Raw genomic sequence first — 4,780 nt, 5'->3', positions numbered from 1 at the left:
GGCTACCGAAAGCCCGCCCCGTACTGCGAAGCAGTCAGGGCCGGGTAGTTTACTTGGGGATCTCGATGGTTACGTTAGCCAACTGCACATCGTCATGATCCACCCAGGCTCCACCGTGCCGGATGACTGTATCACCTCCCAGCGGCACCGAGATGTGCAGGGATCCCCCGAAAAGGGGAATGCTGATCGGCACTTGGGGACCACGGGTGACCATGGGGGGCTGAATCAGGGTTTTGCCGGTGCGCAGGGTAACAGTGTTCAGGCCCAGGCGCAGAGGTTGCAGCGGCAGGGGAATCTGTAGGTTATCTCCCCCCAGGTGAATCTGCTCGATTTCCACCCCGTTCAGAATGACCTGCATGGGAGACATATTGGCGCTGGGGATCCGGGATTGGCCGGCCCGATAGGCGGCAGCTGTATCCAACCCAATCAGGGATCCAATCCGCAAAACCGGTGGGCGCGAAGGCAGGCGTTGCAAAGTGAAAGAGCGGGTCATCTCCACCCCTTGGGCAGGGCCCAAAAATTGCCCGGCGGCAGCCGATTCCGGTGAGTACTGGTTATCCCCCAGGCGGATGACATTCGCCTCCAGTACCAAAGTTGTGTTGGGATCCCAGCGCTCCAACTGCAGTTGCCAAGGCCGATCCCCGCTGGCTTGACCGTTGCCTGTACTTTGGGAATAGGGCAAGTAATTTTCCAGCCGCGCCACCAAAATTTCTTCTGCCGGCAGCGGCCCTGGCAGGCGAAACCGACCCTGGGCATCGGTGCGCACCGAAATACCCGCCCCCGGAATGGCCACCTCCGCCCCGGCCAAGGGCTGCCCTGTCAGCCGATCCACCACCTGTCCCGAATAGGCGGAATCCAACTGCACCTGTCCTGTGGGCACATCCGTTGCTGCCTGAATGCGCTGCTGCAACACTTGCCAGTCGGCTTCTGTGATCCGTCCATCCTGGTCGACATCGGCAGCTCGGATCTGGTCGTCGGTCAATCCCCGTTCTCCCCGCAAGTAGGCCCCCAACAGGTTGAGATCCTGCACCGTCAAACGGCCATCCCCATCCAGGTCGCCCGCCTGAAAGGGCTGCGCGTGGGCAAAAGACACGCCTATCCAACCCAGGCCCAGGGATCCCAGTAGCAAAAGAGAATGAGCCAAACAGGAGACCCTAAACATGGCAACTCTCCTGGGAGTTGTTCATGTTCTAACGTAATTCACCTCCTCGCAGCAGGGCTAACCGAGCCGGTGTAGAGTACTCTTGAGCGCAATTTTGCCGGTTCGCCTTTGGCTGCAGGAGCCGAAAACTTAATGGTAGGATAACCGTGGTGGCTTGCCTGTTCTATGGCTCGATACTCTTGCGTTACCCAGCTTGTGGGCTCAGCCGAGCAGCTCAGCGAGTCGATCCGCGCTGTTTTGGAGCGCTGCCAACTCAATATCCTCCACAACAGCCTTGATTATTGGGTGGCCGGCGAGCCTCCCGGAAAAAATCCCCACACCAAACTGGTGACGGTGGAAGTGTTTGTGGATCGCACCCGTCAGGCTGCCGACGGCTCTGTACAGGTGACCTGCATTGCCAAAAATGAAGAGCTGCCCCTAAAAAGCGTTAACCACTGCCAACAAACCTTTGACCGACTGAAGGCAGAGCTAGCCCAGTTGCAAAGTCAACTTCAGCTTGCTGCCCAACAAAAAGATGCCTTACGATAGCTAGGCTGAGTTTGCTTTGATCCCATGGCGCGTCGCTGCCAACTAACCAACAAGAAACGCAACAACGCTTTTGCCATCTCCCACTCCCACCGGCGCACCAAGCGCCTGCAGGAAGTCAATTTGCAGTGGAAGCGCATCTGGTGGGAAGAGGGTAAGCGGTTTGTTCGTCTGCGCCTTTCCACCAAAGCCTTGAAGACTCTCAAGGCCAAAGGGATAGGAGCCATGGCCCGGGAAGCCGGGATCGACCTCAACCAGTTTTGAGCTTTCTCCTCAGCCCAGTTGTGTCTGACAGCTCCAACCTCACAGCAAGCCAAAAAGCTTACGCGACTTGGGCTGCAATCCCGCCAGCAAGGTGTTGAGGGTATCCCGTTGGGTAAGCTCGTTGGTGCCGCTGGCCCGCTCGATTAAGAGCTTGCGCGTCTCATCGGAGAGCTTGGCATCGGTAAAATCGGCTCCACTGAAGAGCGTGTTTTCAATCTGAGCGTCCCGTAGGTTGGCCCCCACCAAAATGGCTTGTTCTAGGTTGGCAAACTGAAGCTGGCAACTCACCAAGGCAGCCTGGGAGAGGTTGCAGCGAGATAGGTTGGCCTGGCGGAAGTCGGCGGCAAAAAAGTTCCCCTCCGCCAGATTAGCAGCCACCAAGCTGGCTTCGCGAAAGATGGAATGGCTGAAACGGCCCCCCTGAAAGCTGCTTTTGTCCAGTTTGGCGGCGGTAAAGTTGCTGTAGTCCCCCAGAGCCTGGCTAAAGCTGGATCCCCGTAGATCTGAGGCGGTAAAATTGGCCCGCTCTAGCTCAGCGCGGCGAAAGTTGCACAGACGTAGGTCGGCTTGCTGCAGGCTGATCGAGCGCAGGTTAGCCCGCGTCAAATTGGATTTGGGCATCTGAATGCGGTCGAACAGGCCCCGCGAGAGGTAGGCATTCTCCAGGTTGGCACCCACCAGGGAGCGCCCCTCACGCAAGGCTTCCAGCAAGTCCCGCGTGGTTTCAATGCGAACCGGCTCTGAGGGTTGAGAAGGGGGAGCACTCACAGATGGAGCATTCCTCACAGTTAGGCCAGAAATCCGGTCAACCCAGCCGAGAACTGAGGGCCAACTGGGGATTCCACCTATCAAGCTAACGTTTGCGTCGCCTGTCGAGGTTAAGAGGATATTAAGAAGACAACCCTGCATCGAGCTTTCCAGAGGGGGCCTTCTCTTGTGGAAACAGCCTACCGGGGGAGAGCCATCGGCTCCGATTTGTTGCATACTCGGGGCAGCCTTTCGTCAGTGAACCACACCTCCCATGCAGGTAGCTTTTATTGTCGATCCATTGCCTCAGTTGCAGGTGGGCCATGACACCAGCATTGCCCTGATGGAAGCTCTGCAGAAACGGGGGCACCGCATTTTCTGCCTGGGCCTGGCGGATCTCTACTGGGATCAAGGGGAAACGTGGGGATCCCTTGAGGAAATCCGGTTGGATCTGCAAGCGGATCCCTGGTATGAGGTCAAAGACCGGCAACTGCTGCCCCTGAGCCAAATGCAGGCGGTGTGGATGCGCAAGGATCCGCCGGTGGATACGGCCTATCTCTATGCCACTTACCTTTTGGATCGTCTCTCCCCCAGCCGCACACTGGTGCTCAATCATCCTGCCGGGATCCGCTCGGCCAACGAAAAGCTCTATGCCCTGCAATTTCAAGAGTGGATCCCGCGCACCCGCGTCAGCAGCAACAAGCGTCTGCTGCGTCAGTTCGTCGAACAGGAAGGACAGGCGGTGCTCAAGCCTTTGGGTGGCAAAGGTGGGGAAGGGATCCTGAGGGTCAATGCCGGGGATCCAAACCTCAACTCGTTGATTGAAATGAGCACCCAATTTGGTCGGCTGCCCGTGATGGTGCAAGAGTATTTGCCACAGGCGGCGGCAGGAGATAAACGCATTTTGTTGCTGGAAGGAGAACCTTTGGGCGCCGTCAATCGGATCCCTGGAGAGGGCGATTTTCGGGGCAATGTTGCTGCCGGCGGTCGAGTGGAAAAAACCAAGATTACCGAAAAAGAACGGGCTCTCTGCGGGGCTTTGGCACCGGTGCTCAGGCAGGAGAAGCTGTATTTTGTCGGGATTGATGTTATCGGGGAACGACTAACCGAAGTGAACGTGACCAGCCCAACAATGCTGCGAGAACTCTGTCAGTTGGAAGGAGTTGACCTGGCAGATCAAGTGGCTCAGTGGCTGGAAAAGAAGGTGCCCGTCAAGGGCTGAATGACTACCCACCGGGATGTTTCTGGGATCCGGCGCGTCTGTTGCCTGACGGGGTTCCCGTCTATTTAGGGAGTCTATAGAGATCAAATTATAGCTTGGAATGACCATAGTAGGTTGAGTTCAACTTTTTCCGGTCGGCAGATAGAAAATAAAAAGCCCCACAAGGGGGCTCTGCCGCGACCAGTCAGCGACTTATAAAACTCTAGAGCAATATAAAGAAAAGCTCCATGAATAGGCCGTATTGAACATCGCATTGAGCACAGTTTTTAGAATCTCAGAAAAAAGGCCAAATCCTCGGAGCTGTTATCTTTTTTTTAGATTTTCCGACCCGAGGCTAATCCCAGGCCCCTTCTGCTTTGCCGGAGCGGTCTTTAGAGTTGCTGCTCTTGCCCAGTGGGCTAGGAGTCTGCCGGTGGCCTTTCCCGTCCCACCCAGCGCCAGATGGTGGGCAGCAGCACTGCCGCCAGTCCGCACTTCACCAAGTCTCCTGGAATAAAAGGGAAGACCCCCTTGTTGAGGACGGCCAAGATCGAGGTGGGCTCAACATTCTGGTTCAGCCACACCCCTAGCCAAGTGGCTCCTAGCAAAAAAATCAGAGCCGAGCAGGACAACATCGCCAGCGCCATCTTCCAGGGGTTGCGATCCACGCCCCAGCGCTCCACCAACCAACCCATCAGCCCTGCAGCCAGGGGAAAAGCCAACAGGTAGCCCCCCGTCGCCCCGGCCAAGTGGCCAAGCCCGGATCCGCCACCGCTGAAGAAGGGCAATCCCAGGATCCCTTCCAGCAGGTACACCAGCAACGTGAGAAAGCCCAGCCGTGCCCCAAAGCCTGCCCCCACCAGCATCACCCCAAAGGTTTG

The 4,780-nt window shown here is 57.1% G+C and carries 6 protein-coding genes; 3 read left to right on the top strand and 3 right to left on the bottom strand.

What is annotated here, in order from left to right; genetic code table 11:
- Positions 1 to 49: 49 nt before the first annotated feature.
- Entirely contained in the window at positions 50 to 1,162 is a 1,113-nt protein-coding gene (locus NW820_RS10210; RefSeq protein WP_414407424.1) for a dockerin type I domain-containing protein, read from the bottom strand.
- A 165-nt stretch (positions 1,163 to 1,327) separates the two neighbouring features.
- On the opposite strand from NW820_RS10210, the gene NW820_RS10205 reads away from it, so the two are divergent.
- Together NW820_RS10205 and rpmB are read left to right on the top strand one after the other, a co-directional pair.
- Positions 1,328 to 1,690: a hypothetical protein gene (locus tag NW820_RS10205; protein ID WP_414344659.1), complete on the top strand. Its 363-nt coding sequence runs from the start codon at positions 1,328 to 1,330 to the stop codon at positions 1,688 to 1,690.
- A 24-nt stretch (positions 1,691 to 1,714) separates the two neighbouring features.
- The gene (gene rpmB / locus NW820_RS10200; RefSeq protein WP_011431026.1) at positions 1,715 to 1,951 is read left to right on the top strand and encodes a 50S ribosomal protein L28; all 237 of its coding nucleotides are present in this window, start codon (positions 1,715 to 1,717) and stop codon (positions 1,949 to 1,951) included.
- A 39-nt stretch (positions 1,952 to 1,990) separates the two neighbouring features.
- Here rpmB and NW820_RS10195 read toward each other — a convergent pair whose 3' ends face one another.
- Positions 1,991 to 2,719, bottom strand: a complete 729-nt coding sequence (locus NW820_RS10195) for a pentapeptide repeat-containing protein (RefSeq protein WP_414328957.1) — start codon at positions 2,717 to 2,719, stop codon at positions 1,991 to 1,993.
- A gap of 253 nt (positions 2,720 to 2,972) precedes the next feature.
- On the opposite strand from NW820_RS10195, the gene gshB reads away from it, so the two are divergent.
- On the top strand, positions 2,973 to 3,920 hold the full coding sequence (gene gshB, locus NW820_RS10190; protein WP_414328956.1) for a glutathione synthase: 948 nt from the start codon (positions 2,973 to 2,975) through the stop codon (positions 3,918 to 3,920).
- 398 nt (positions 3,921 to 4,318) lie between these two features.
- On the opposite strand, the gene NW820_RS10185 is transcribed toward gshB, so the two are convergent.
- Positions 4,319 to 4,780 (bottom strand): biotin transporter BioY (locus tag NW820_RS10185; protein WP_414407423.1); only part of this gene is annotated, 462 nt, incomplete at its 5' end.

The sequence above is a fragment of the Synechococcus sp. R55.7 genome, from assembly GCF_047461955.1.
In the GTDB taxonomy this organism is placed as follows: Bacteria; Cyanobacteriota; Cyanobacteriia; order Thermostichales; family Thermostichaceae; genus Thermostichus.
Note: the sequence above shows the minus strand (reverse complement) of the source record. Positions and strands in the feature narration are given on the sequence as shown.